Annotated in this window: 22 protein-coding genes; 15 read left to right on the top strand and 7 right to left on the bottom strand. The window is 37.5% G+C overall.

Annotated elements, in window-relative coordinates; translation table 11 throughout:
• Positions 1–8: 8 nt before the first annotated feature.
• Positions 9–665, bottom strand: a complete 657-nt coding sequence (locus KH893_RS01760) for a serine dehydratase beta chain (RefSeq protein ID WP_281164451.1) — start codon at positions 663–665, stop codon at positions 9–11.
• 350 nt (positions 666–1,015) lie between these two features.
• Here KH893_RS01760 and glyA point away from each other — a divergent pair, with 350 nt between their 5' ends.
• The 5 genes from glyA to KH893_RS01735 all read left to right on the top strand — a co-directional run bounded on the left by glyA (position 1,016) and on the right by KH893_RS01735 (position 4,745).
• Entirely contained in the window at positions 1,016–2,269 is a 1,254-nt protein-coding gene (glyA, locus tag KH893_RS01755; RefSeq protein WP_281164450.1) for a serine hydroxymethyltransferase, read from the top strand.
• 156 nt (positions 2,270–2,425) lie between these two features.
• Entirely contained in the window at positions 2,426–2,926 is a 501-nt protein-coding gene (locus tag KH893_RS01750; protein ID WP_281164449.1) for an RNA polymerase sigma factor, read from the top strand.
• Positions 2,919–3,857 carry an anti sigma factor C-terminal domain-containing protein gene (locus KH893_RS01745; protein WP_281164448.1) on the top strand — a complete coding sequence of 313 codons (939 nt, stop codon included), beginning with the start codon at positions 2,919–2,921 and terminating at the stop codon, positions 3,855–3,857. Before KH893_RS01750 ends, KH893_RS01745 begins: the two co-directional genes overlap by 8 nt.
• A 127-nt stretch (positions 3,858–3,984) precedes the next feature.
• Positions 3,985–4,593 carry an SDR family NAD(P)-dependent oxidoreductase gene (locus KH893_RS01740; protein WP_281164447.1) on the top strand — a complete coding sequence of 203 codons (609 nt, stop codon included), beginning with the start codon at positions 3,985–3,987 and terminating at the stop codon, positions 4,591–4,593.
• The gene (locus KH893_RS01735; protein WP_281164446.1) at positions 4,566–4,745 is read left to right on the top strand and encodes an SDR family oxidoreductase; all 180 of its coding nucleotides are present in this window, start codon (positions 4,566–4,568) and stop codon (positions 4,743–4,745) included. Before KH893_RS01740 ends, KH893_RS01735 begins: the two co-directional genes overlap by 28 nt.
• Before the next feature lie 53 nt (positions 4,746–4,798).
• On the opposite strand, the gene KH893_RS01730 is transcribed toward KH893_RS01735, so the two are convergent.
• On the bottom strand, positions 4,799–5,116 hold the full coding sequence (locus tag KH893_RS01730; RefSeq protein WP_281164445.1) for a hypothetical protein: 318 nt from the start codon (positions 5,114–5,116) through the stop codon (positions 4,799–4,801).
• Between the two features lie 151 nt (positions 5,117–5,267).
• On the opposite strand from KH893_RS01730, the gene KH893_RS01725 reads away from it, so the two are divergent.
• From KH893_RS01725 to KH893_RS01715, 3 genes are all read left to right on the top strand, one after another.
• Positions 5,268–8,429 carry a type I restriction endonuclease subunit R gene (locus tag KH893_RS01725; protein ID WP_281164444.1) on the top strand — a complete coding sequence of 1,054 codons (3,162 nt, stop codon included), beginning with the start codon at positions 5,268–5,270 and terminating at the stop codon, positions 8,427–8,429.
• A gap of 129 nt (positions 8,430–8,558) precedes the next feature.
• Positions 8,559–10,196, top strand: a complete 1,638-nt coding sequence (locus tag KH893_RS01720; RefSeq protein ID WP_281164443.1) for a type I restriction-modification system subunit M — start codon at positions 8,559–8,561, stop codon at positions 10,194–10,196.
• Positions 10,196–11,437 (top strand): restriction endonuclease subunit S, encoded by a 1,242-nt coding sequence (locus KH893_RS01715; RefSeq protein WP_281164442.1) that lies wholly within the window; start codon positions 10,196–10,198, stop codon positions 11,435–11,437. Before KH893_RS01720 ends, KH893_RS01715 begins: the two co-directional genes overlap by 1 nt.
• 86 nt (positions 11,438–11,523) lie before the next feature.
• Here the strand turns inward: KH893_RS01715 and KH893_RS01710 are convergent, their stop codons facing one another.
• A complete protein-coding gene (locus tag KH893_RS01710; RefSeq protein WP_010581134.1) occupies positions 11,524–11,805 on the bottom strand; it encodes a type II toxin-antitoxin system YafQ family toxin in 282 nt (93 codons plus the stop codon).
• Positions 11,798–12,040 (bottom strand): type II toxin-antitoxin system RelB/DinJ family antitoxin, encoded by a 243-nt coding sequence (locus tag KH893_RS01705; RefSeq protein ID WP_010581133.1) that lies wholly within the window; start codon positions 12,038–12,040, stop codon positions 11,798–11,800. The genes KH893_RS01710 and KH893_RS01705 overlap by 8 nt, the downstream gene beginning before the upstream one ends.
• Positions 12,041–12,364: 324 nt before the next feature.
• Between KH893_RS01705 and KH893_RS01700 the strand changes: the two genes are divergently transcribed.
• Both KH893_RS01700 and KH893_RS01695 read left to right on the top strand, forming a co-directional pair.
• Positions 12,365–12,865, top strand: coding sequence for a PASTA domain-containing protein (locus KH893_RS01700; RefSeq protein ID WP_281164441.1), 501 nt, complete (start codon positions 12,365–12,367; stop codon positions 12,863–12,865).
• An 82-nt stretch (positions 12,866–12,947) separates the two neighbouring features.
• A complete protein-coding gene (locus tag KH893_RS01695) occupies positions 12,948–13,874 on the top strand; it encodes a site-specific integrase (RefSeq protein ID WP_281164440.1) in 927 nt (308 codons plus the stop codon).
• A gap of 44 nt (positions 13,875–13,918) precedes the next feature.
• Here the strand turns inward: KH893_RS01695 and KH893_RS01690 are convergent, their stop codons facing one another.
• On the bottom strand, positions 13,919–15,055 hold the full coding sequence (locus KH893_RS01690) for a restriction endonuclease subunit S (RefSeq protein WP_281164439.1): 1,137 nt from the start codon (positions 15,053–15,055) through the stop codon (positions 13,919–13,921).
• Between the two features lie 773 nt (positions 15,056–15,828).
• On the opposite strand from KH893_RS01690, the gene KH893_RS01685 reads away from it, so the two are divergent.
• Positions 15,829–16,011 carry a PspC domain-containing protein gene (locus KH893_RS01685; RefSeq protein WP_281164438.1) on the top strand — a complete coding sequence of 61 codons (183 nt, stop codon included), beginning with the start codon at positions 15,829–15,831 and terminating at the stop codon, positions 16,009–16,011.
• Between the two features lie 61 nt (positions 16,012–16,072).
• Here KH893_RS01685 and KH893_RS01680 read toward each other — a convergent pair whose 3' ends face one another.
• Positions 16,073–17,161 (bottom strand): helix-turn-helix domain-containing protein, encoded by a 1,089-nt coding sequence (locus KH893_RS01680; protein ID WP_281164437.1) that lies wholly within the window; start codon positions 17,159–17,161, stop codon positions 16,073–16,075.
• 261 nt (positions 17,162–17,422) lie between these two features.
• Between KH893_RS01680 and KH893_RS01675 the strand changes: the two genes are divergently transcribed.
• Positions 17,423–19,201 (top strand): collagen-binding domain-containing protein, encoded by a 1,779-nt coding sequence (locus KH893_RS01675; protein ID WP_281164436.1) that lies wholly within the window; start codon positions 17,423–17,425, stop codon positions 19,199–19,201.
• A gap of 95 nt (positions 19,202–19,296) precedes the next feature.
• Entirely contained in the window at positions 19,297–21,882 is a 2,586-nt protein-coding gene (locus KH893_RS01670; protein ID WP_281164435.1) for a YfhO family protein, read from the top strand.
• Positions 21,883–21,890: 8 nt separating this feature from the next.
• On the opposite strand, the gene KH893_RS01665 is transcribed toward KH893_RS01670, so the two are convergent.
• On the bottom strand, positions 21,891–22,586 hold the full coding sequence (locus tag KH893_RS01665) for a VTT domain-containing protein (RefSeq protein ID WP_281164434.1): 696 nt from the start codon (positions 22,584–22,586) through the stop codon (positions 21,891–21,893).
• Positions 22,587–22,800: 214 nt separating this feature from the next.
• On the opposite strand from KH893_RS01665, the gene KH893_RS01660 reads away from it, so the two are divergent.
• Both KH893_RS01660 and KH893_RS01655 read left to right on the top strand, forming a co-directional pair.
• Positions 22,801–23,865 (top strand): DUF1002 domain-containing protein, encoded by a 1,065-nt coding sequence (locus tag KH893_RS01660; RefSeq protein ID WP_281164433.1) that lies wholly within the window; start codon positions 22,801–22,803, stop codon positions 23,863–23,865.
• A gap of 913 nt (positions 23,866–24,778) precedes the next feature.
• Complete coding sequence (locus KH893_RS01655; protein ID WP_281164432.1) at positions 24,779–25,429, top strand: HAD hydrolase-like protein; 651 nt, start codon at positions 24,779–24,781, stop codon at positions 25,427–25,429.
• Positions 25,430–25,449: the final 20 nt, after the last annotated feature.

Below are 25,449 nucleotides of genomic sequence, written 5' to 3'. Positions count from 1 at the left end.
TACCTCGGTTATCCTTGCAAAATAGTTATTTGCGGTAAAATTTTTTGTAAATGCTGCCTTTCTGCCACCGTTGGATTGCGGCTCAAAAACAAAACCGCCACTGCTGCCGTCTGTTGATGAAAAATTTTGATTTGGCGGATCAAACCAATTTTTTCCCAAATCTGTTGTTGAACTTTCAGATACTGTGGATCAAGCGGGCAGAGTGCAAATGGTAAAAAACCGTTAACTTTGATCTGACAATTATGATAAAGCAGTTGCCTAATTTCAATCTTGCCACCACCAACTGAACAGCCGCCAACGATCAATTTTTGTTGGGACCCAGTCATTTCAATGAAAGCCGTATTCGGGTGACCAATAGGACTGGGTTGACTTTCTTCAATAAAGTTGATTTGAATTCCGCGTTCTTGAGCCAGCTTAACCGAAGAAACGATTTTGAAATCTGAATAACCCAGGCCAAGGATTCCAGCTACGATTGCAAAATCAGTCCCATGTCCACGATGGGTTGCGGCAAAGGATTCATAATAATGAATCATGACCTTTTCGGGTTGACCGTTAAATAGTTGATACGCAACGTGACCGATTGCTAAGGCGCCGGCAGTATGCGAACTTGATGGTCCAATCATGATCGGACCGATGATATCAAAGATGCTCTGATATTGCTCCACTTGTTTTGCCTTCCTTTACTACTAATACTTTGTCATTTTAACATCAAATCAGAACTAATAAAATGAAATCAGTAAAATTATAAGTTTCCATTTTTTTGAATTGGTACAGATTAGTAAAAGCAAATAATTTGCGACTGAAAAACTTGATTTCAAAATATAATTCATGAGTAAACGAGAAATAATTAAAAATTGGTCTAGTAGTAAACACTGATAATAGCAGTTAAGCCAAATTTTTTGAAAATTTTAAACTTTAAGTTGAAAGATTTGTTTGCGGCAACAATTTGATAAAAAACGAAGCCTTAAATTGTGATACAATTCAGATAATAAGAATTAGAAAGGAATGATCTAACGTGGATTTTAAACAAAAGGATCCTGATTTATGGAATGCCATTAAGCAGGAAGAAGAACGCCAACAAAGGAATCTGGAGTTGATTGCTTCTGAAAATGTTGTTTCTAAAGCGGTTTTAGCAGCTCAAGGCAGTGTGCTGACCAACAAATACGCTGAAGGATATCCTGGCAAACGTTATTATGGTGGTTGTGAATACATAGATGTTGTTGAAAGCTTAGCCATCGAACGGGCTAAAAAATTGTTTGGTGCAAAATTTGCCAATGTTCAGCCACACTCAGGTTCGCAGGCCAATGCCGCTGCTTATTTAGCTTTGATTAAACCAGGAGATACTGTTTTGGGGATGGATCTAACAGCTGGCGGTCATTTGACTCATGGATCGCCAGTTAATTTCAGTGGTAAGACTTATAATTTTGTTGCTTATGGAGTTGATCCTGAAACAGAATGCCTGGACTATGCGGCGATTGCTGAATTAGCTAAAAAGCATCAGCCAAAATTGATTGTGGCTGGTGCCAGTGCTTATTCACGGGTGATCGATTTTAAGAAATTCCGTGAGATTGCTGATTCAGTCGGGGCTAAGTTGATGGTTGATATGGCTCACATCGCGGGGCTAGTTGCTGCTGGTTTGCATCCAAGCCCAGTTCCATATGCGGATATCACCACAACGACGACGCATAAGACGCTGCGTGGTCCGCGCGGGGGGATGATTTTAACTAACGATGAAAAATTAGCCAAGAAAATCAACAGTGCAATTTTTCCGGGCACTCAAGGTGGTCCGTTGGAACATATCATCGCAGGCAAAGCAGTGGCGTTATTTGAAGCTTTGCAGCCAGACTTTAAAGATTACGCGCAACAGATCATTAAAAATGCACAGTCAATGGCGGCGGTTTTTGATCAAAATGACAAAGCTCGGATCATTACCGGTGGAACTGATAACCACTTAATGCTGGTTAATGTTCGTGGTTTTGATTTGAATGGCAAGCAGGCCCAGAACTTACTTGATTCCGTCAATATTACTGTCAATAAAAACACGATTCCATTTGAAACGCTTAGTCCATTTAAAACCAGTGGTATCCGCTTGGGAACACCAGCGATCACCAGTCGCGGTTTCAAAGAAAATGAAGCTAAACGCGTTGCCGAGCTGATCATTATGGTTTTGGAAAATGCCAATGATGCAGCCATTTTAGCTGAAGTGCGTCAAGAGGTTAAAAAATTGACAGATGCACACCCACTTTACGCTCCAGGTGCTGAAAGATAGCAGCTTAAGTTTAGATAATACACAAAAAAAGATTGTTAATTTACTCAATCAATTTGATAATTAAAAGACAAGGAAAGAATTTATTTGTTCCTCGTCTTTTTTTCGTTACTTTTGCGAGTTTAAAACGTCTAATAATTATAGAAGGAAGGGGAGAAGATGACGTTGAGTGCGTACGATCGGTTGTTGATCAAACTTTGTCATGAGCTGCTGAAATATTTACAAACACTGGGGGCTAGTCAGCAAGAAGCCGAAGACATTTCGCAGGATATTTTCATATTGGCTTGGCAGCTGGAGTTAAAACTTGCACCACCTCAGTTGCGAGTTTATCTACGTAAAGCTGCCAAGTCGCGGCTAATCGATCATTGGCGTCATCAGCAGCGCAAACAACAAATGCTGACGAGATATGGGCCGCAAGCTGTCGGTCAAATCATTATTGACCACACTGAGCCAGCAGTTTTACAAGAGCAGCAGCTGCAAGCCATTTTGCAAGAATTAAATATAGCTGAACTAAGTTTGCTGCTGCAGCGTTATCAACAAGGCAACAGTCTGAATGAGATTGCTCAGGCCAATCAGACCAGTGTGGCAGCTGTCAAGATGCGCTTATATCGCTTAAAACGAAAAATTAGACGTTTGATCGGGGGAAAAAATAATGGATAAAGCAACGAAAAAAATGGAAAAAACGATCAGAAAAATGAAATTAAAACGGCTGTTGTTGACGATTGGCTTGATTATTCTTTTGGTGCCGGTGATCTTGGCAATTATTTATAAAGCGACCCAGAATTTGGCAGGGAATCAAAGCTGGCAACTGATGAATGATTTTGAAGTCAAAGAGGAACTGCTGTCACCGAATATTTCTAGCGATGACAATTATCTGAGTACAACTTCATTTTGGGGCGGGACGGTCACTAGTCATCGCTACAAGGAAATTGATGGGTATCGGATTCCGTGGTCGACGTTAACTGGCAATTACAGTTGGAGCGGCTATCAGGAGGATGTCATGAATCAAGCCGGTGTTGATTATGATGAAAAAACAGCTCAAGCTTATGATCGGCAAACACAGCAAAAGATCCCACTGTTTTACAGTCTTAAGCATCATTATCGAGCAGCAGCCAATCTCAATCAGCTAAAGCAAATTTCCCAAGTCAAGAACTCCGTGGCGGAAGTTGCCCTGACTTTTAGCAAACCGTTGACTTATCATCAGCTTCAACGGTTGTTGCCGAACGATCTTGAAGCTGACTGGTACTGGTTGGGACCCAGCAATCGGGGCAATGCCGCAGAATTTGCTAATAACTATCTTGGTTTGCAAGCAACTGACGGTCGGCTCAGTGAAACAAGCTTTCAGGCATTGAAACATGCAATCAAACATAACAGCTCGGCTTTGAATTTCACTGCGAACCAATTTCAGGTTTTAAAATATGCTAAATGGTACAGCCGACATTATCCCAGCTTAAAGTCAGCTAAGTTTGCCGGGATAATTGTCAGTGGCCAAACGCAAAAGTTAGCTGCTTTAAAAAAGGCCACCTGGATCAAGTATAGTTCGATCGGAGCAGTCGTGAAGATCAAGCCGTATCAAAAGCCAAATAAGTAAAAAAGGAAATAATTATTTTTTGAAAGTTAGGTATATGTAATCGCAATCAATTAGACTTTAAGTGGTGTAAAATGATAGATAGAAAAATAGAGAAGACTGACCTAATAATGGTGCAAGTAAAGCAGCAATGATCACAGGTGGAGCGCAAGGGATCGGTGCTGAGATCGCACGTCATTTAGCAAAGGATGGTTTTGATGTTGCCTTGGCTGATTTGCCGCAGCAAGAAATCAAAACGCAAGCGGTTATTCAAGAAATCGAAACTGCCGATCAGATGGGGATCTTTGTCAAACTGGGTGTCACAAATCAGGCTAAGTTTAAAGCAGCAGTTGATGAAGTTGCTCAAAAGCTGGGTGGATTCGATATATTAGTCAATAACGCCGGGATTGCAAAAGTCGATCAGATCTTAGACATCAAGCCAAAGGATCTTGAACTCAGCTATCAGGTCAATGTTTTTGGGGTTTTGTATGGAATTCAAGCAGCTGGTAAAAAATTTAAAGAATTAAATGTGCCTGGCAAGATCATTAATGCTTCGTCGATTGCCGGTATGCGGGCCTTTCCAGCTTGGGCGACTTATTCATCAACCAAAGCAGCAGTCATCAGCTTAAACCAGGCGGCGGCTAAAGGGTTGGCACCTGATTGCATCAAATTCAATGCTTTGCCCCCGGAGTTGTGGGTAAAACTGGAATGTGGGATGAGATTGATCGTAAGATGTCAGATATCAACGGCAAACCGCTAGGGCAAAACCGGAAAGATTTCATCAACACGATTCCTTTGGGCAGAACGGTTGAACCAAATAATATTGCTAATATGGTAGCTTTTTTAGCTAGTTCAAAGGCTGATTTTATTATGGATCAAGTCTTTGCAGTCGATGGCGGCGGAATTATTTAATGATTTACAAGGAAAAAATCCTCGCAGATTTTATTTTGCGGGGATTTTTTAGGCTACTGGTTCTTTTTTTGTTCAGTCAAACGGCGTTGAGCATACTCTTTGGCTTTGACATAGAGTTTTAATTGTAACTGGAAATAAAAAATCAATTCTTTATCAGAAAGCATTTCTTTACTGATAGCTTTACTTTGCAAATAAAGAAAAGAATAAAATAATTCAAAAGTTGAATAATCGGCGGCTTCGAGGATGACGACGTGTTGATCATGTTTTAAATCAGTGATACAAATTGGCTTATGCTGGCGAATGACTTCATTGAGATAGTGATCGCTTCTTTTTAGAAAATTGAACTCACTAACTTGATTAATTGGTTCCATAATAAAACATCTCTCCTTTTTGGCGGGTATATTTATTAATACGCAAAAGTGGGTGGGAAAGAACTTGATGAAGTATTTAAGTTTCAAAATTTATAAGATAAAATGTTATTATACAAGAAACAGCTCATTTAAAGATTAGGAAGTGTAATTGGTGCAGGAATTAGATTTTGAAAAAGAAGTCGTCGAAACTTTAACGACTGGGAAAAATCAGTGGGTGGAACGAAAAGATTTATATATGGCAACACCGGATAAACTTTGGGCTAATTTACGCGACAAAATTAATAATAATAATTACGCAAAATTGCATGGGAAACCACTGACTGATAATGAATTTAACCAAATAAAACGGGCAATTGAAGTACCTAATCCATACCAGGCAGCTAAGTTGTTGGCAGCTGAAAATGGTATTGGTAAAGTTGAAATTCAACGCGATGATGCTAAAGAAGGAAAAGTTGTCCTGTGTTTATTTTGGAAGGCTGACGTTGCTGGCGGAAAATCAAGTTATGAAGTTGTTCGTCAAGCAGTTCGGCCGGCACTCAGGCCAGGAGATACTAAACGTCGGTTTGATGTGACACTGCTGATCAATGGTTTGCCATTGATTCAACTTGAATTTAAGAAATCGACAGTTGAACTAACAAAAGCTTTCAATCAGATTCAAAAGTATGCACTTGAAGGAAAGTACACTGGCATCTATTCGTTGATTCAGATGTTTGTTATCATGAGTCCAGACAGTTCAGCTTATTTTGCCAACGCTGAACCAAATAAATTCAATAAATCGTTTATTTTTAAGTGGCGCACGTCTGATAATCATCCAGTTGAAAATGGAATTGATTTTACCAAACAAGTTTTGAATATTCCAATGGCTCATAAGTTGGTCGGCGAGTATACGGTAATTGATGAGGAAAGGAAAAGTTTGATCCTTTTGCGTCCTTATCAAATCTATGCTATTGAAGCGGTAATGCGCCGTATTCATGAACATAAAGATGGTTTTGTTTGGCATACAACTGGTTCAGGCAAAACTTTGACTTCATATAAAACTGCTAAACTGGAAGCTCAAGATCCTGGGGTTGATCGAGTGATTTTCTTAGTCGATCGCAAAGATTTGGATGAACAAACAACTAGCAACTTTTCAGCTTATGCTGCTAATGATGACATTTCAATCAAGGAGGCCGAAAATACAGGTGATTTGATGCGCAAATTGTGTGAGAAAGATGGCAAGGTTTTGGTAACCTCAATTCAGAAATTGCATCGGGCAGTAAAAAAGCAGCAGGAATTTGAAAAAGAGGGCAAGAATACGCGTTTTGGCAAAGTTTTACAAAAACGAGTTATTTTCTTTGTTGATGAAGCCCATCGATCACAATTTGGCAAAATGCAAAAAGAAATCCGTGAAGTTTTCGTCAACAGCAATTGGTATGGTTATACCGGAACGCCAATTTTTAACGAGAATAAAAAGCAGATCAAAGGTGAATTGGCAGTTACAACTGAAGAATTATTTGGCAAAGTTTGCCATACTTACAATATTCGCAATGCTCTTGAAGACCAGGCTGTTTTGCCCTTTAATGTTGAACATGTCAATACAATTGATAAGGATACTTTAGTCAAACGAGCTATTCAAAGCGAAAAAGACAAATTAATTAAGAAGAGAGCCAAGCAAGGACGAGATGTATCATCATTTGACACTTCTAATCTTCAAGATGAAGTTAGAAAATTATCTGATTTAGAATTGGAGAAAAATTACATCAAGAATGAAGATTATGAAAAAGGCGATGCGCATTTAAATCAAGTTGTTGAATATATTTTAAAAAACGGCCCGCGAAAAACTAGTCTAGGAAATGGTAATTTTAATGCTATTTTGACTACCAGTTCGATTGCTATGGCACAAAGGTATTATGCAGCTTTTAAAAAGAAGAAAAAGGGTTTTCAGAACAAAATTGATCCTAATTGGCCACGGATAGCGATCACTTATTCATTGGCAGAAAATGATGAAAATAGTGGTCATGAACATCAAAAAATGAGTGAAATCCTCAAAGATTACAATCAGCAGTATCAGACTAATTTTGGAATGGACGATTTGAGTGCCTATAACGAAGATGTCGCTAAAAGAGCTGCTCGCAGAGAATCGTATTATGCTCATTTAAAACCAAGTCAGGAGATCAATTTAGTAATCGTGGTTAAAAGATTACTAACTGGATTCGATGCTCCAAGATTAAATACGCTATTTGTTGATCGGATGCTTGAATACCAAGAACTGATTCAGGCGTATTCGCGGACAAACCGTTTACAGAATCGTGATTTGAAACGTGAAGGTCAGATCGTTACTTTCCGCCGACCGGCTGTAATGGAAGAAAATGAAAAAGAGGCTTATCGTTTATACAGTGGTGAGGGATCTTTCAGCATTGTTATGCGGCCAAAATATAATGAAGCCGTTGAGCAGTTTCAAGCGGCAGTTGGGGATTTGAAGCGAATTGCCCCAAGTCCAAATGCTGCCGATGATTTGAAAAGCAATGCCGATAAAGTTCAGTTCGTCAAAGCTTTTCGGAGAGTCGCTAACCAATTAAATTCTTTAGTAATGTACAAGGACTTTACTTGGGAAAATGGTGAAAAGAGTTTTGGAATCACTGATGAAGAAATTGAACATTATACTGGAAAATTTGAACGGATCAAACATGAAATTGAAGTTGGTATTAAAGATGGCGATGAATTAGCTGGCCTTGACTTTTCTTTATCGATCAGTTCAATCATTAAAGTAGACTATGATTATCTGACAAATTTGATTCAAGATATGTTAGATCAGCAAAAGCAGTATTCAACGATTGCTGAAAAGCAAGAACATCTGTCTGAATATGTTCAAGAACAAGCAGAAATCAGCAAAAAGGTTAACGAATTAAAAGAAATTCACCCTGATGATGCTCAGCTGATTAATGAAGCATTCCCCTATATTCGAGAAAAGCTTGATGAATATCGGCAAAAAGAAAAGATTGGAAAACCAGTTAAAGAACTTGACGCAGCTGAATTAATCGCGGAATTTGCTGAAAATAGGTTAGATCAAAAAACTAAAGAATTTGCTGAACTTTGGGGGCTAAATCAAAAAGCTTTGCTGCGAGTTGCACGGGAACACAAGATTGGGACTAATATTTGGCGGCATGAACAAGAACTTACCGAAAGTGCTGATGTAACTCAGGCAAGAAAGGCGCAAGCTGCTTCAAAAGCAGGTCTGCAGTTTCGAGGGCCATTACCGGTTTATCGCGTCAAAGCGCAAAAAACATGGCGTAGCTTTATTGAAAATAATTTACGTATTTATTTGAAGAAATAAATTAAAGACCGATTTTTTAAGAAAATCGGTCTTTAAAAAAAGATAACAACTAAAATGTTTTATATTTTAGTTGTATTTCAAGTAATGTAAAATCTTATTAGTTAAACATTAAAAAGTGGGAGAATTAAAATGCCAGAAAAAAGTAGTCAAGCTAAAAGTTTAGAGAGTGCACTTTGGAATGCAGCTGATGTTTTACGGGGGAAAATGGATGCATCAGAGTATAAGAATTATTTATTAGGGCTGATTTTTTATCGTTTCTTATCTGAAAAGACTTTAGATGCCTTTGAAGAATGGTCAGGGGAAAGTGAAAATATTGCCGCGGCATACAAAAAGTATATGCAGCCAGGATTTAAAATTGAAGGTATCGAGATGAAAGAGCCAGCAACTAATTACTTGAAAAATGCTTTAGGCTATTTTATTAAGCCTGAAGCTTTGTATGGTTCGTTAATTGAGAAAATTCGAAAACATACTTTTGCACTTGATGATTTATCACAAGCATTGCATGACTTAGAACGTTCGACACAAAATTTGCGTTCAGCGCAGGACTTTTCCGGATTATTTGATGATGTTGATTTAAGCAGCAATAAATTAGGCAGTTCTTTGCAACAGCGAAATCAAGCAATCAGTGATACAATGTTGGCCTTAAATGAAGTCGACTTGACAGAACATAATGGTGATGTTTTAGGGGATGCTTATGAATATCTGATTGCACAGTTTGCCAGTGATGCGGGGAAGAAGGCAGGTGAGTTTTATACGCCGCATGAAGTTTCAGATATCATTGCCCAAATTGTCACTTACCAGCGGGATAAAGGTGACAATCAAATTCGGACGATTTACGATCCGGCAGTTGGTTCAGGATCGTTGCTGTTAACAGTGGGTCAGCATGTCGATAATCCAAAATTAATCAGCTATCATGGCCAAGAATTAAATACCACTACATATAATTTGGCTCGCATGAACTTAATGCTGCATGGTGTTTCGTATGACGACATGCATCTGCATAATGGAGATACTTTGAGTAAAGATTGGCCGACCGATGAACCGTATTTGTTTGATGCTGTGGTCATGAATCCTCCTTATTCCGCTCATTGGGATAACAGTGAAAAGCGGCTGAGTGATCCACGCTTCCGAGATTATGGAGTATTGCCGCCTAAATCAAAAGCTGATTTTGCCTTTTTACTGCATGGCTTTTATCATCTGCAAGAAAATGGCACGATGGGGATTGTTTTACCGCATGGCGTTTTATTCAGAGGTGCAAAAGAGGGCAAGATTCGACAGAAGTTAATTGAAGATAATCATATTGATGCCATTATTGGCTTGCCGGCTAATATTTTTCATTCAACCAGCATTCCAACTTTGATTATGATTTTAAAGAAACATAAGCATAATGATAATGTACTGTTTATCGATGCCTCACGTGATTTTGAAAAAAACAAGAATCAAAATATTATTCGGCCACAAGACATAGCAAGAATTGTTAAGACCTACAAAGAACGAAAAGATGTTGATAAATACGCTCATGTGGCAACTTTAGCTGAAATTAAAGAAAATGATTATAATCTCAATATTCCGCGATATGTTGATAATTTTGAACCAGAACCGGATATTGATTTAGTTAAAGTTGCAACTGATTTACAAGAGGTAGACAAAAAAATAGCTGAAAACAAAAAACAATTGTTAGATATGATGGATGAGCTGACAGGAACAGATGAAAAATCAGCTAAACAACTAGACCAATTTAAGAAACTAATGCGGGAGCTGATTTAATGAACACAAAAAAAAATGCTAAAAAAGTACCTGCAATCAGGTTTGCAGGATTTAATGATGATTGGGAACAGCGTGAGTTATCTAGTTTGTCAGAACGAGTTACTAGGAAAAACAAGAATAATGAATCTACTCGTCCACTAACAATATCTGCACAAGATGGTTTGGTGGATCAAAATAATTTTTTCAATAAACAAATTGCAAGCCGTGATGTTACTGGATATTTTTTGGTCAAGAATGGTGAATTTGCTTATAACAAAAGCTATTCGAATGGATATCCATGGGGGGCAATTAAGCGATTAGACAAGTATGAAATGGGGGTGTTATCAACTCTTTATATTGTTTTTAGACCAAGTACTATTAATTCACAGTTTTTAGTTTCTTATTATGACACAACTAAATGGTATAAGGAAGTTTCCAAGAATGCTGCGGAAGGTGCACGTAATCACGGACTATTAAACATTTCGCCTGTTGATTTTTTTAATACTTTGTTAACAATTCCTATATCAATTGGTGAGCAACAAAAAATCGGCACCTTCTTCAAGCAACTCGACCACCTCATCGCTCTTCATCAGCGTAAACTAGCTGTATTGAAGAAGCTGAAAAGAGGTTATTTGCAAAAAATGTTTCCAAAGCAAGGTAAGAGTATACCTGTTTTAAGATTTGCTGGATTTGATCAAAATTGGGAACAGCGTAAGCTTGGGCAGATTGCCGAAATTGTTGGCGGTGGGACCCCAAGTACTACCAAACCAGAATATTGGGACGGACATATCGACTGGTATGCACCCGCAGAGATTGGGACACAAAGATATGTTCGGAGTAGTCAAAAGAAGATTACTGACGCAGGCCTTAAGAGTAGTTCCGCACGCATGCTTCCAGTAGGCACTGTCCTTTTTACCTCAAGAGCCGGCATTGGGAAAACTGCTATTCTTGCAACGGAAGCAAGTACAAATCAAGGTTTTCAGTCAATCGTGCCCATCAAGAATGAACTAGATTCCTACTTTATCTTTTCTCGAACCGAGGAACTAAAAAGATACGGAGAGGTCAACGGAGCCGGATCTACGTTTGTTGAAGTCTCTGGGAAAACTATGGCCAAGATGCCAATAAATATTCCATCAATGGAGGAGCAGCGAGAGATTGGTCGGTTTTTCCAACGACTCGATGATACTATCGCTCTTCATCAGCGTAAACTATCTGTATTGAAGAAGCTGAAAAGAGGTTATTTGCAAAAGATATTTTGTTAAGTGGTTAAAGTAGAGCTTTAAGGCGTTAAAATTGAATGGAAATTATAATTTTATTGACGGATTTTTTCTCTTTAACAAATAAAGCTTTACTTAAAAAGATCTGAATGTGAACCAGTATCGATAAAACGAATAAACTTGCCATCATATTTATAAATTAAAAGCCAATCTGGTTTGATATGTAACTCACGTTCTGGTTTACGATTAACCAGAGCGTGATCATTATAATGTGGTTCTAGCGGCTCATCTTGTAATAGCTGACGATAAACAGTTTCAAAATCTTTTTTTTCATAGCGGCCACCCTTTAAAATTGTTTTATAATGTTTTTTAAATTGCCGTTCAAAAGCTGGATTATAAACGTAATCAGTCATTCAACCAGTCCAAGCCTTTCTCAGAATCATTAAATTCAACGTAATCTTGACTTTTTATGGCTTTTTCTAAACGTGGAGTAGGTTGAGATACTTCAAATGGAATTCCACCCGCTTCAATAGACTTCTTAGCAAAAATTCGAAAAGCCTCAGCTGGGGTTAATCCCACGCGTTTAAGGACGATTTCAAAGTCTTTTTTTTCTTTATCATCCATTCTAAAATGCACTTGACTAGTCATAAATAGCACCTCCAGTTTTATGGTACCACATGGTACCATAAAACTACAAACATTTCTTTTAAAAAAACAATTTTCGTCACCAAGATATCAATGGTAATTTTAGAAGTTATTAATTATTTGTATATATGCCAAGGACAGTCTAAAAATATCATAAAGGAATGCGAACTTGTGGGAGTACCATTTTCATATCAAACAGTTTTTAAATATGGGGAAACAGCATTAAAAAAATCGTCTTCAAAAAATGAGAAATCATGAATAAATTTATAGACAGTTTTAACCTCCAGTGTTATAAATGAAAAGGGATACTCTAATGGGGATGAGATTATGTCTAAAAAGAAAATATTCAGTAAAGTAACAAAAACTGTTTTAGATGCAGTTGCACCAGATTTTGTTGACTCAGCTACAAAAATTGTAGGAGATCAGCTAGAAAAGCGTAAGGACTATGTACACATTCCAGATGTCACTTTAATATCTGTCGAGGAAGCTGAAAAGATTTTAAGCCAGTATGGATTTAATTTTAGCAAGGTTTTGGTTACTCCAGATATTAAATATGCAAACAAAAGATCATTTACTGTTATAGACTTGTCACCTAAAGTTGGCTGGGCCGTCGATCCTAAAACCTATGTGAAAATTTTCTATGCTAATGATGAAATAATTGAAAAAAGCAAGTCTTTAAAATTAAAAGCCGATCAGGAAAAGAAATTCGCCAAACAAAAGCATCAAGAAACTCTAAATAAATTAACTAATGAAACTATTGAACAAACAACTAAGTTAGCTAAGAAATTCAACTTTCATAAAAGTAAGAACAATGGACCAGCTAAATAGTTTGTTTAAATATTAAGCATCTTCCCAAATAATTGACTTATCAGCTTAAATGCTGAAAAAATTATTGGAAGGTGTTTTTCTTATGGCTTCAAAAAAATCAACACAGCTTTTTTATCGTTATTATGCAGAATGGATCGGCTTATATAAAGTCAATGCTGTCCGAGAAGTGACTTTGGATAAATATTATTTAACACTTCACTGGGTTAGGGTGCTGGCACCAACTTTGAAGTTAAACCAGTTGGATCGAAGGGCTTATCAGAAGTTGATCAATGATTTTGCAGTTGAGCATGAACGGCAAACCACTATGGATTTTCATCATCAAATTAAATGTGCTATTTTGGATGCTTTAGACGAAGGCTTAATCAAACAAAATCCAACTCGCAAAGTTACAATTAAAGGCAGAAATCCACGCCCTAAGAAAATAAAATATTTGAGCCAGTCACAACTCCAATCATTGATCAAGCAGCTTGAACTGGGAACAGTACTTAATTGGGACTGGTTTATTTTACTTGTTGCCAAAACAGGATTGCGCTTTGCCGAAGCATTAGGAGCCACACCGCAAGATTTTGACTTTGAAAAACGTCTGCTAACAATCAACAAAACATGGAACTATCGTAGGGTTGATGGTGGATTTCAACCAACCAAAAATACTTCTTCTGTCAGGAAAGTTGAACTTGACTGGCAAACAGCAATGCAATTTTCACAATTAATTAAAAATTGTCCACCAGATAAGCCGATTTTTGTTAATGGACGCGTTTTTAATTCAACCATTAATCATCGATTGGCTGTTTTATGCAAAAAAGCTAAAGTTCCTGTAATTTCGATTCATGGTTTACGACATACACATGCATCGTTATTACTATTTGCTGGAGTGTCAATTGCTTCTGTTGCTCGCAGATTAGGACATTCAAGCATCACTACAACACAAAAAACTTATTTGCATATTATTAATGAACTTGAATCTCAAGATAGTGACAAAATTATGCATGAAATGTCTGTTTTAATGTAAAAGAAAGACACTCAGATGAAAAATCATTTGAGTGCCTTTTAAGTTTAGATAAACATTTTTTGGAGAAAACTTTTTTTCTGTTTTTGTAATGAGATTAGTTTACGCTGATGAAGGGTGATGAGGTGGTCGAGGTTTTCAAAGAACTCACCCACTTTTGCTTGTTCTTTAGGACTAGGAACACGAATATCTGTATTTAAAATATTTTTATTATAAAGTCTTTTAATTGTACTTCTTTCAAGACCATGCCACTTTACCATTGAATAAAATTGTTTCAAAAACTTATTATCAAGTCTTTCATCATGTTTCAACCAGACGATATTACTATCTTGAAAATACTCGTCTGCACCATCATATACAACGGTTCTCCCAATACTTCCAGATGCCGAAACTAGTATGTCACCAATTTCTGGATATGGGTATTTCGCTTTGTATTCTTCAAATAGTTCACGAGAAATATACGCGTCAGGTTTGCTACCAAAAGTACCAATTTTATAAAATGGAACATCACCATTATCTGATGTTTCATCTTTAAAAATACGCTTATTCATAGCGACTGATCCCAAATCCCCTAACTTACGCTGTTCCCAATTTTGATCAAATCCAGCAAATCTTAAAACAGGTATACTCTTACCTTGCTTTGGAAACATTTTTTGCAAATAACCTCTTTTCAGCTTCTTCAATACAGCTAGTTTACGCTGATGAAGAGCGATGAGGTGGTCGAGTTGCTTGAAGAAGGTGCCGATTTTTTGTTGCTCACCAATTGATATAGGAATTGTTAACAAAGTATTAAAAAAATCAACAGGCGAAATGTTTAATAGTCCGTGATTACGTGCACCTTCCGCAGCATTCTTGGAAACTTCCTTATACCATTTAGTTGTGTCATAATAAGAAACTAAAAACTGTGAATTAATAGTACTTGGTCTAAAAACAATATAAAGAGTTGATAACACCCCCATTTCATACTTGTCTAATCGCTTAATTGCCCCCCATGGATATCCATTCGAATAGCTTTTGTTATAAGCAAATTCACCATTCTTGACCAAAAAATATCCAGTAACATCACGGCTTGCAATTTGTTTATTGAAAAAATTATTTTGATCCACCAAACCATCTTGTGCAGATATTGTTAGTGGACGAGTAGATTCATTATTCTTGTTTTTCCTAGTAACTCGTTCTGACAAACTAGATAACTCACGCTGTTCCCAATCATCATTATCACTTCTCAACCCCGGTAATAAACTATCATTAATTTCCCCAATATGTATTTAAGCTCGCACCTGAACTAAAGCGTAAATCCATTTACCTTAATTAAACCCAAAAAAGAGCAGCTTTCGCCACTCCCTAAGAACTATTTTTCTGTAATGTCTAAGATCTTTACAGTTCTACAATGTAAGATACAATTAAAAATGAAATTCAAAGGGATTTAGCAATGAAAATTTAATCAAATGCAACTGAATCATCTAAGAAAAAGTGTGACGGACCAACAAAGTGCGAATATAGGAGAAAAGTGTATTCTCTCGGCAATCAAACCAAAGTCAAGTTATTCAAAAAATTGTCGAAAGAAACAGCTAAGTTTGCAAATTAATAGCCACTTTAGAATTCTTAGTGGTAACATTTTTTGTAATCGCTTGCAAAAACTGACCGAATCCATTATAATACAAAGTGTAAGGGGTTATAGCAAACGCTGTGATCAAAAACTATTTCTTTAATGGAAAAGAGGTTAGAGTTTGAAGATCCCTTATCTATATAATAGTCTGATGAGATGGATAAATTAAACAGAAATTGAGCTAGCAGATGACTAGCCGATTTAAAACGAAAGCAATTTAGAGCTAAAAGTCCATTCTATCAGGCTATTTTTTTGGCTTTTTTTGAATTTTCAGTTAAAAATTTGGAATCCACATATGTGCTTTATGACAGTAAATAGCTTATTCTTAAATAAAGGGGGGAAAGTTTGATGCATATCCCAATCAAACGTTCTAGGACAAACCGAGTCTTTGCCGGAGTATTAGGTGGTATTGCTGAAAAGTATGGCTGGGATCCAACTGTCCTGCGAGTCATTTGGGTGATTTTGACTTTGACACCATTTCCTGGTCTGATTATTTATTTGGTGTTGTGGTTATTGATGGAAAATGATTAATATTCTTGCGCAATAAAAAAAACGGCTCTTAGGTTGCTTTGCGGCAACTTAAGAGCTTTTTTTATCGAATTTGTCCACGATATTCAGTTGGCGAAACTCCTACGAGATCCTTAAAAACATAGTTGAAGTAGCTTTGACTGCTAAAATGCAGCGAATTGGCAATTTCACTAGGGCTTAAAACATTAGTCGCCAGCATGTGTTTAGCAGCTTCAATTTTTTGTAAGTTAATGTATGATTTAATGCTCATATTATATTCACGTTTGAATTTGTGACTGATCGTACTAGGAGAGTATCCTAGATAAGCTGAGATGTTCTGCAACGTAACTTTTCGATAAACACAATTTTTTATATAAAGTGCACATTGTTCTGCTAGTGATAAATTAGTCATATTTTTAACTTTTTGTAAAGCGATAAAGCATTCAGTTGCCAGCTCCTGCATTGTCTGGATAAATGGCTTGAGCGAAGTTCGAAATTCAATTCGTCCTAGTAGATCATCTTGGAGCTTTAAGACTAAATCAACAGCTAATTTGTTATTTTCCATTCCTTCATGGAATAGGATCGATATGAAATGAATCAAAGAATCCTTCATTCCCCGTTCATAGCCTTTTTCTTCAAAAATGCTACCTAAATAGCCCGTATATGTTGGTAAATGCAAAGCATGAGTGAACTCTTCTTCATCTAAGCGTGCCACAGCTGAAAAAACATTTTGTTCATTACTATAAAGCTTTTCCAGTTTATCTTTGCCAACAAACTCGATTTTAGCCTGCGAGTTATTTGCTTGGAATTCATATTTCCATTTTGGAGCGGGAAGATCACAGAGTAATTGATATAACAGTGAACAAGATTCGCTGATTTTGACGCCAAATTCGAGTAATCCATGAAAATCGAGCGGAATATTGGTGGTATTCAAATGCGGTACAACTAGAATTAAAAATTCATCGATTCTGAATTCAATCACATGAAAGTTATCATTAGTTGAAACCAAGAGAATGTTTTCCTTTAAATTTAGCTTGACTGATTTTTCAACGATTCGTTGTAGATTAAACGATTCTTCCTTGATGGTACTTTGAATTATTCTTTGTTGATAGATAAAAATGTCACTCGAAATTATTTGGGATAATAAAGTAATATTCTGATTTAGTTTTATCATCTGCTTTTCCTCTCAAAAAATTTTTGCAAGATATCTTGATGAATTGCAAGAATTCTTAATGTTCAGTATTAAGGAATACTTTATAATTACTATATATTTTATTATCATGCAAGGCTCATTTTAGAACAATTTAAGTTCATATGCAAATCAGAAATACGGTTCTGTAAGGATTTTATAGCAAATTAATTTTTAAGTTCACTAATTATGTACAACTAAGTTTCCATGGAATATTAAATATTTTTACATTTTCAGGGAGGAAAAATGAAACAAATAAGACGTGAATTTTTGCTCGGGTTGATATGTTTATTTTCAGGCTTGTTTATTTTTAATAATAAGACAATTAATGCTAACAGCACAACTTTTTCCAGTGGCGGAACAGCTGTCCAAGATTTTCCCGGGGTTCAGGATAATCCCTTGGATATTGCCTCAGTTTTTCATATTTTTGCTGAGGAAGCAGAATTAAATGCTCATACCGATGGCAACTTAGCAGTTCAAAACTTAGATGGTCAAGCAAATTTTGGAACTAATATTCATGAAGGACTTGTTAAACAAGACGTTAGCTACATTCAGCAAGTAACATCAATCGCTGCTAGTTCTTTTGTGGCTGATCAAGGCGATCAAACTAATAAAGTGATTTTTGGCAAAGACGTTGAGCTTGGAACAACCGATAATGGCAATGCTGTCAGTGTTAATGGTCAAAAAATGGACCACTTGAAAGTCAATGAAGTTTATCAAGACAGTCAGACTGAACAATATATTGATTTTGACCAGGAGTTTGCTAAGTTAAACGAAAATTCTGATAAGTTAGCGGCAGAAACTCCAGCTAAAACTTACCAGAATGCTGATTTTCCAGATCAAAATCAACGAGTGATCAATGTTGCCAGTTTGACACCTAATCAGAACAATCAAATTGTGATCAATCTCGCTAGTGATGTATTAGCAAGTAATACTCCGTTAACGATTACAGGTATTTCTAAAGCTAAAGATGCACCAATGATCGTTTTCAATGTTGAAAATGATGGACAACTATATGTGGTTAATTCAAAGATTATTTTAACTTATGCTGATGATTCAACAAGAAGTAATCATGAGACAGAGGATTTTAGTGATGCCCATCTTTTGTGGAATTTCACTAACACCCAAAAGGACCAGGAAATTGATTTTAATGCTCCATTCCAAGGTAGTGTTTTGGCTCCAAATGCTAATTTGACGATTAATCAAAATCTTGATGGTAACATCGTTGGTCGAAAAGTTGTTGTTAATGCTGAGACACATCGCTGGGATTTGCAATCGAACAGTACTACAACTAGTGATAGCAGTACAACCGGGACAACAACGACTGGGTCAAGCAGTGATAGCAGTACAACCGGGACAACAACGACTGGGTCAAGCAGTGATAGTAGTACAACCGGGACAACAACTGGATCAAGCAGTGATAGCAGTACAACCGGGACAACAACTGGATCAAGCAGTGACAGCAGTACGACTGGGACAACAACGACTGGATTAAGCAATGATAGCAACACAACCGGGACGACAACGACTGGGTCAAGCAGTGATAGCAGTACAACCGGGACAACAACAACTGGATCAAGCAGTGATAGCAGTACAACCGGGACAACAACTGGATCAAGCAGTGACAGCAGTACGACTGGGACAACAACGACTGGATTAAGCAGTGATAGCAACACAACCGGGACGACGACAACTGGCACAAGCACAAGCAACACAACCGGGACAACAACGACTGGATCAAGCAGTAATAGCAGCACGACAACGACCGGTTCAAGTTTCAGCTCAACTCAGAAAACTGATACCACGCAAAACGGCCAAACTACTTCTACGAATGCTAGTTCTAGCCAAACAAGCTCGAACTCAGCATTTGGTTTAGGCAATGGAATTGACGACAATAACAATTCTGGTTCTTTACCGCAGACAGATCAGACAGCTAATCACTGGGCAATCATTGTAGGAGTTATGGCAATTATTGCTGCAATCGCTGGCTTGGTAATACTGCAAAAGAGTGAAAAGCAAAATTAATCAATTGATGGTTTTATCAAAAAGAACAGAGAGCGAATGATTATCAATTTATAATTGTTGGCTCTTTTTGCAGTTAAAACTGAAAGGAATTCAATATGCATTTCAAGAAATCTTTAACAGTTTGCGATTATTTAGCAGCATTTTTGCTGTCATTTGTGCTGATTGCGCTGGCTTATTATTTAAACGGAATTTATTGGGATAGCCAGCGTAGCATTTTAGCGAGTGATGCTTTTACGCAGACACTAAACTTTTATGATAGTTTTCATGATGTTTTGCATGGAAAATCAAGCTTTTTTTACAATTGGAATGCAGCATTTGGCGTCAATTATTTAGGCATTTACAGTTATTATTTGGGCGGTCCAGTCACCTTGCTGGTTTACTTCTTTAAAAAAAATCAAATGGAAAATGCAGTCTATTTGCTGACTTTGCTTAAATTTGGCTTAGCGGGTCTGAGTTCCTACTGGTTTGCTAAGCGGACTTTTGCTTTAGCGAGTTGGCAACGACACCTGCTGGCACTTTGCTACAGTTTAATGGCTTTTGGCGTAGCGTATGCCGAACAAACAATGTGGCTGGATATTCTCTACCTTTTGCCGCTAGTGATTGCTGGGGTTAACCATTTCAGCTCGACTGGCAAAAAGGGCGGCTTGTTTTGGATGTATAGCCTTTTGTTTATCATGAACTTTTATTTAGCTTATATGGTCGGAATTTTCTCTTTTCTCTATTATCTAGCCATCAACTGGGCAACTAAACGTCTTTCATTGTGGCAATTTGTGGGGTATTGCTGGACGACAGTTTGTTCATTATTGGCAGCTAGCTGGTTAGTCTTACCGGTTATCTTATTTATGCAACGCACCCATGAGCCCTTATCACGGGTGACTGGCCTCTTTACTAATAATTCAGGAATCTGGGATCTGGTCATCAAAAACATGGTCGGCGTTTACGATACGACCAAATATGGAACAGTTCCATTCGTTTATGTCGGTTTATTGCCGCTGTTGCTGGCGATCTATTTCTTTTTTCAGCCGGAAAATGTCCGGCGTTTGAAGTTGGGCTATGGGGGGCTGTTGTTGGCACTGCTTTTGGGATTTTACCTGCAGGTAGTTGATTTGACCTGGCAAGGCTGGCATGCGCCATCGATGTTTTTGTATCGTTACAGTTTTTTGTGGTCATTTATGATTTTCCTTTTGGCCGGTAAAGCTTGGGAGAAATTGACCAAGCCGCATTTGTTGATCAAAGTTGCTTTGATCTATCTTCTGATTACAGTGGTTGCTTTTTTAGGTAGTTTTGGACATTATCATTATGCCGGAGTATTTAATTTTAGTTTGACTTTAGTCTTGCTGCTGCTTTATTGTCTGTTGCTAAGTCAGCCAATTCGGCAGCACCGGATTATGCAAATTATTTTATTTTCAGTCTTAGTTAGCTTTGAAGTTACTTTTAATGCTTTTTGCTTACTTCGCGATACTAATTTGGAATGGCACTACCCTGCAAGTCGGCTAGCTACACAAAACTCTGCGGAGATTGAAGCGGATTTGAAAATCGATCGGCAATCGGATACCGTTTTACGAGCGGCGAATTTAGATGAGATCTCACGCAATGACAGCTTGCAGTACAATTACAGTGCCGCTGATTTCTTTTCTTCAATGCGCAATCGGCCGTTTCAGGCCCGGATCAATCAGTTGGGCTTCAAATCCGGCGGCAACAATTTAAACTTTGCTTATGCTAACAATACTTTGGTTATGGATGGCTTAATGGGAATCAAATTAAATCTGGCTAAGGGGCGATTGAATAAGTATGGTTTTAAATTGCAGTCAGCACAAGGCAACACCTTCCATCTTTATCACAATCAATTGGCACCAGGCTTGGCTATTCAGACAAATCAGGATCTTTCACAGTTGCATTTTGACAACCAGATTTTAGCAAATCAAACAGCACTGTTAAATGCAGTCAGTGATTCAAGTCACACTCAGCAATACTTTAGTCAAAAGACTCCGCAGTTGACCTTAGTTAATAATACGCAAGCGACAAAAGATCGACAGCATTTTTATTTGAATGCCAGTCAAGATAACTCTTTGCAAACATTGACTTGGAAAGTTAATGTGCCGGCGAATTCGCAAGCCTACTTTGATTTGTCATTGCTGAGTAATCAAGGAGCAAATGGCTGTCAAGTTGTGCTCAATCTCCCACAGCAGGATTTGACGACCAATGCTGATTTGAATTTAGTCGGTCAATTTTTTGACTTAGGTTATTATCGTCAAGCACAAACAATTACCTTTACAACTAAAATATATGGCAGTCATCAAATGACGTTTGCCAAGCCACAGGTGATCTTTTTAAAAACGCATCAATATCAAGCGGCGGCTAAAAAAATGCTGAAGCAAACGGTGCCCCTAAGGATTTCACAAAATCAAGCCCAGGGGGTCGTTAAGCGGCGGCAAGCTGGCTGGCTTTACACTTCAATTCCGGCTGATCCCGGTTGGCAGGTCAAAATCAATGGCCAACGGATCAAAACTAGATCAGTCGCGGGAATCTTTTTGACATTGCCGCTGAAAGCAGGTACTAACCATATCAAATTGACCTTTATTCCACCAGGATTTGAGTTGGGCGTTGTTTTAACGATTTTGGGACTGCTGCTCTTTGCAGTTGGCTGGTTGAAAACAAAATGGCAACAAAAAAGAGGTTGAGAAATTTTTCAACCTCTTGACATTTTTTGCTGTTCCTTTCGGTCGTAGCGAATGAAAACCAACAGCAAAGCTAGAATCAAGATGATCGAGATGATCACTAAGCTTTGTTTGTAATTGCCGCTGAGCAACGAATTGCCGCAAAATGAATAAATTACCGCCGAGGGGAGACTGCCAATCAAAGCACAGGTGAAAATGACTGGCAGTTTCGTTTTCAGTTTGACAGCAGCCAGATTGGTCAGAACTGTCGGGATGAATGGGACGGCATAGCCAATCGTTAAGCCAATTTTCTTGTGTTTCATTTGCAACAGATCATTTAAAACCCGATTGCGTTTAATGGTCCGCTTTTCCTTGAAATCATAAGTCAGTTGAATAACTGACACGGATAAGACGCTACCAGCCACCAATCCGATCAGATTTAAGCAAGAACCTAGCCAGGGACCAAAGTAAATTCCGGCGGTTATGGCAACAATTGAGTTTGGAAATCCCGGGATTGCTGAGACAATTGCCAGAATGATAATAAAGGCGATAAAACTTAGTGGGCCAATTGTTCGGAATTGACTGATCAAAAATTGTCGATCGGTAGTTGAATCAAAGATTTTGGGTAAATTAAGATTGACATTTTGGGAAAAAATTGCTAAAAAAGTAATCAAAAAGATAATTCCGCTGATTAATATTAACAAGCCTTTAAGAAATTTAAATCGCATAAATTTTTCCTCTTTTAGTGGACAATTTTCATATGTTTATTATACACTGTTTAGGGTTTCTAACTAATTTTGAGTAGCATTCCTTAAAGCTTGATTAAAAAGCTGCTGGTAAAACTTGACACAAAAACTTTTTTAAGATATAAGGGAAAAAAGATCTTCTGATAAAAATAAATCCTTTAAGTTTTTATTGAGGAATGAAAAAGGAGTAATTTGAATGAACTTCAAAAGAATGATTTTTGCGATGTCGCTTGGGTTAATAATGGGCGGTGCAGTTTCAATTAAAGAAATGTATGTTTCGGCTGATAACAATACAAATGCGAATGTCAATGTCAATATTAATAATAATAGCAGCAATTCTTCAGCAGCTAACTCGAGCAGCGACAGTGTTGGTTCATCAAGTTCAAGTGAAGTAACTTTGAGTCAACCGATTTTGACCCTCGGAACATCGTTGACCAGTTCTGAAAGAAGTGAGGTTGCTCAGACCTTAGAGAATGCTGCTAATGTTGATAGCAGCAATGTTCAAGCAATTACCATTGATGGAGCTGATTTAGTTCAATATCTAAATCCAAGCGGGGACAGCTTCACTGATAATTCAGGTGTTTGGTCGTCAGCTTTAATTCAAAAAACTGATAATGGTGGGATAAATGTTCAAATCGTTGACTATAATGGCTCGAATAATATCACTACCATTACACAAAATCAGTATCGAAATGCGGCTTTAACTGCCGGAATCACAAATGCTAATATTTATGTTACCAGTCCACGCTCAATTGATGGATCTGGAGCCTTGGCGGGGGTTTATGCCGCATACAGTGCTGCGGGAAATTCTCTGAGTCAAAAAAACATCAATAATGCACAAAATGAACAAAACTTGCTAAGTAGTATTACGCAAGCTAATAAGGGGAAAGATGGTTATACTGATAGTCAGTTGAACAATGCTGTTGCTGGAGCTAAGCAGGAAATAGCGGATACAAAGAACCCAGCTAGTTTAAGTCGGCAGGAGATTGCTGATATTGTTGATAAGGAACTTAAGAAAAATGAGCTGAACAATGTCCTCACGCAAAACCAAAAAAATAAAATTATTAGTTTACTGCAAAAAATTGCTGCTTCTGGAGTTATGAATCGTCAATCATTTAAAGATCAAGCAGGTAAACTATCACAGAATATTCAAGCCAATGCTAAAAATATTTTTAATAAATTGAAAAATGATAAAGGCTTATGGGCTAAGGTTAAACAATTTTTTAGCAATATCGTAACTGATTTGCGAAATTTATTTTAAGGCTTCAGTGGCTGTTGCTAAATTAACTTTGGAAACTGCTGGGACTTTGTTTGAAGCGAATACTGATTTAATAATAAAGTGAATGCTAAGGCTCTTGAAGTCAGCTAGTTAATGCTGGTTCAGGGGCTTTTTTAGTTTAAAAAAAGTAAATTTTTAGGTGGATCACCATTGATTGTAAGCGATTGCAATTACAGACAAATTAATATATAATACGGAGTGTAAGGGGTTATAGCAAACGCTGTGATCATAAAAAGGACTATCTCTTGGTAGTAGAAAAGAGGTTAGAGTTTGGGAATCCCTTATTATAATAGCAGTCCGGTAAGATGAAGCGGATAAAAAACGAGAATGGGGCTAACAAAGTTTCAGTGCTTAGCCGTTCTAAATGAAGGTATTTGAAACTTGAAAATTCATCTTATGCGGGCTGCTTTTGTGGACTTTTTTAGTAAAAGTCAAGCCTAAGATCACCAATAATTTCTTAATCTGGATGAAAAACATGAGAACTGTGGCTTGATATAAAATCATTTTCAAAAGCCACAGCTTCGAAAATGACTAAATACTTTACGCGTTAAGCTGATCATTCAATCGGCATAATTATCTTTTAAAGACTGAGTTGCTTCCCAGTCTTTTTTTATACTGAATATTTTCCAAAGTCGGCAACACTGCGGCAGATACTTTAGTATAATAGACATATAGAAGAGTTGGTAATTAGTTTTGCTGAAAGTGGGGGTACTGCAACGAATCGTGCCCGCCAGTCTTAATTAACAACATTCGAAATATTTTGGAACATAGGGTTTGTTCAAAAAAACTGGACGACATGGCTACTGGTGACACCTGACATTAATTCGAGCCAGTCGGTCACTTTGGCTTTAAATTCAAAGAGTAATCGAAACGAAGGATAAGGGAGGAACACCAATTGACTTATCAAAGTGTTTTTTTTGATTTAGATGGAACGTTGACTGATCCCCAAGCTGGAATCACCAAATCAATTGCCTATGCACTGCAAGCTTTTGGGATTGAAGTGCGGGATTTAAATAGTTTGACTAAATTTATTGGCCCGGCACTCAAGGATTCATTAATGAAGTTTTACAATTTCAGCGAAGCAGATGCCATCAAAGGTATTAAAAAATATCGGGAATATTATAGTCGTCAAGGAATGTATGATATTCAGCTGATTCCAGGAATTACGGATTTGCTGAAAAAATTAAAGCACCAGCATCAGCAGCTTTTTATTGCTACAGCGAAGCCAACATTCTTTGCCATTAAAATCTTAGATCATTTTGATTTAAGCCAATATTTTGATGGCATCTTTGGCAGTAATTTAGATGGTACGCGTGCGCAGAAGTCGGAAGTGATCACCTACGGACTGCAACAAACTAAACTGATTCCAAGCCAGCAAATAGCAATGGTTGGGGATCGTTCATATGATATTCAAGGCGCAAAAGAGAATCATTTAACGGCAATCGGTGTTTTATACGGTTATGGAAGTCAGCAAGAACTGACGGCTGCTGGGGTGGATCATTTGGTCAGCAATGTTCATCAATTAAGCCAAGTTTTGACGGCTTGATTTTAGTTTAAATGGAAGTG

The sequence above is a fragment of the Liquorilactobacillus sicerae genome, assembly GCF_029916425.1.
Taxonomy (GTDB): domain Bacteria; phylum Bacillota; class Bacilli; order Lactobacillales; family Lactobacillaceae; genus Liquorilactobacillus; species Liquorilactobacillus sicerae.
Note: the sequence above shows the minus strand (reverse complement) of the source record. Positions and strands in the feature narration are given on the sequence as shown.

Excerpts from the sequence above, each read along its gene's own strand:
- KH893_RS01720 (WP_281164443.1), top strand. The coding sequence starts at position 8,559 with ATGCCAGAAAAAAGTAGTCAAGCTAAAAGTTTAGAGAGTGCACTTTGG.
- KH893_RS01675 (WP_281164436.1), top strand. The coding sequence starts at position 17,423 with ATGAAACAAATAAGACGTGAATTTTTGCTCGGGTTGATATGTTTATTT.
- KH893_RS01695 (WP_281164440.1), top strand. The coding sequence starts at position 12,948 with ATGGCTTCAAAAAAATCAACACAGCTTTTTTATCGTTATTATGCAGAA.
- KH893_RS01735 (WP_281164446.1), top strand. The coding sequence starts at position 4,566 with ATGTCAGATATCAACGGCAAACCGCTAGGGCAAAACCGGAAAGATTTC.
- KH893_RS01730 (WP_281164445.1), bottom strand. The coding sequence starts at position 5,116 with ATGGAACCAATTAATCAAGTTAGTGAGTTCAATTTTCTAAAAAGAAGC.
- KH893_RS01670 (WP_281164435.1), top strand. The coding sequence starts at position 19,297 with ATGCATTTCAAGAAATCTTTAACAGTTTGCGATTATTTAGCAGCATTT.
- KH893_RS01680 (WP_281164437.1), bottom strand. The coding sequence starts at position 17,161 with ATGATAAAACTAAATCAGAATATTACTTTATTATCCCAAATAATTTCG.
- KH893_RS01710 (WP_010581134.1), bottom strand. The coding sequence starts at position 11,805 with ATGACTGATTACGTTTATAATCCAGCTTTTGAACGGCAATTTAAAAAA.
- KH893_RS01660 (WP_281164433.1), top strand. The coding sequence starts at position 22,801 with ATGAACTTCAAAAGAATGATTTTTGCGATGTCGCTTGGGTTAATAATG.
- KH893_RS01700 (WP_281164441.1), top strand. The coding sequence starts at position 12,365 with ATGTCTAAAAAGAAAATATTCAGTAAAGTAACAAAAACTGTTTTAGAT.
- KH893_RS01740 (WP_281164447.1), top strand. The coding sequence starts at position 3,985 with ATGATCACAGGTGGAGCGCAAGGGATCGGTGCTGAGATCGCACGTCAT.
- KH893_RS01705 (WP_010581133.1), bottom strand. The coding sequence starts at position 12,040 with ATGACTAGTCAAGTGCATTTTAGAATGGATGATAAAGAAAAAAAAGAC.
- KH893_RS01745 (WP_281164448.1), top strand. The coding sequence starts at position 2,919 with ATGGATAAAGCAACGAAAAAAATGGAAAAAACGATCAGAAAAATGAAA.
- KH893_RS01665 (WP_281164434.1), bottom strand. The coding sequence starts at position 22,586 with ATGCGATTTAAATTTCTTAAAGGCTTGTTAATATTAATCAGCGGAATT.
- KH893_RS01750 (WP_281164449.1), top strand. The coding sequence starts at position 2,426 with ATGACGTTGAGTGCGTACGATCGGTTGTTGATCAAACTTTGTCATGAG.
- KH893_RS01685 (WP_281164438.1), top strand. The coding sequence starts at position 15,829 with ATGCATATCCCAATCAAACGTTCTAGGACAAACCGAGTCTTTGCCGGA.
- KH893_RS01715 (WP_281164442.1), top strand. The coding sequence starts at position 10,196 with ATGAACACAAAAAAAAATGCTAAAAAAGTACCTGCAATCAGGTTTGCA.